We start from the raw sequence: 1331 nt of genomic DNA on the forward strand, positions 1-1331 counted from the left end.
CTCTGATGGACCTACCATCATCTTATTTACAGCATTCAACCCTTTTATTGCCATGGTTGATTCTTGGCACACTATGGCTCGTAGCGTGTTAACTAGCGATTATTTTCGGATTAAGCACAAGCCAGATTTTTTAATTTTCTTATTATCTTTTTTTCTCAATAAGCCAAATTAAAAAATTTGGCGGACTTTGCAAATATGCCATAACTTCGATTATGCAACTAATTAGCTATGAGCTATATACGGTGTTGTGCGTAGGCTTTTATTCCAATTTTGTTTCTATCAACTTTATTTTTTTACTATTCCAATTTAGAATAACACGATAATTACTAAAAAAAACAGAACCAAATCTTTTACCCAAATATTGCTCTGAATATACTTTTTCATTTTTTAGAATAGTATTTCCGAATTCAATATCATTAATTGTTCCTTTATAAGATTCCCTTTTTACATCCTTACCTCCAAAAATTCCAACAGTAGCGAGAGTTTTAAATTTTTTGAAATCTGAAATTTGACCATTTTCTATTTGCTTTTCAAATTCGGTAAATGGTATGACAATCCCTCCGTTATATCCAAAATCTACAGTAAAATTCCAAACTTTTTTTCCGTTTATTTTACAAGCTATAGAAGGTACTCCTGCAACACCAATAAATAACTTATTTTCAATAATTTCTTTGGGTAAGTTTAATTTTGACTCATTATCAGTTATTGTAATTTGTTTTTTGCCAAAATCAATATCCCAAATAGCGTGTTGCATTAAATTTGCTCCAATAAATCCATCAATATTTAAAGTAGACCATATTGGTATAGAATTAAAGTCATTTATTAAAGCTACCGTACCAACAAAATCTAATTTTCCAATTTTAATGGTTTCTATTCTTGTGTATTCATTAGATTGTTTTTCATTAAAAACATCAGAAGCTTTTGCCGAATCAATAACTTTCAAATTTAAAGTTTTTGCAAGTTTTTTTGATACAAGACTCGGTGTTCCTGTGTCTAAAATAAAATTATAATCCTTGTCTTTTATTTTTGCTTGTACAATTATATATCCATTTTTTATCTGGAAAGGTAAAGTCACTTTAAAGTTTTCTTCAGATGTTTTCCCTTCTTTAAGATATTTTACGGCCTTACTAGTTGAACAGCTATTAATTAAAATAAATGTTATAAAGTATATAAGTGCTCTTGTTAATTTCATATTTTTCAATCTTTAGATGCAGTTTTTTTAGCTTACGCCCAACGTGATTGTAATCGAGTAGGCAAAGGGAATTTCACCCTAAGCCTCTCACAGAACCGTGCTTGAAAGTCTCCCCTCACACGGCTCTTGTTGTACAAAT

Annotated in this window: 1 protein-coding gene; it reads right to left on the bottom strand. The window is 29.9% G+C overall.

Features of this window, described 5'->3' with window-relative positions; translation table 11 throughout:
* Window positions 1-259 precede the first annotated feature (259 nt).
* Window positions 260-1192, bottom strand: a complete 933-nt coding sequence (locus tag FT986_RS00005) for a retropepsin-like aspartic protease (RefSeq protein ID WP_147863252.1) — start codon at window positions 1190-1192, stop codon at window positions 260-262.
* Window positions 1193-1331 lie beyond the last annotated feature (139 nt).

The organism is Mesonia sp. K4-1, assembly GCF_008017825.1.
Lineage (GTDB): Bacteria > Bacteroidota > Bacteroidia > Flavobacteriales > Flavobacteriaceae > Mesonia.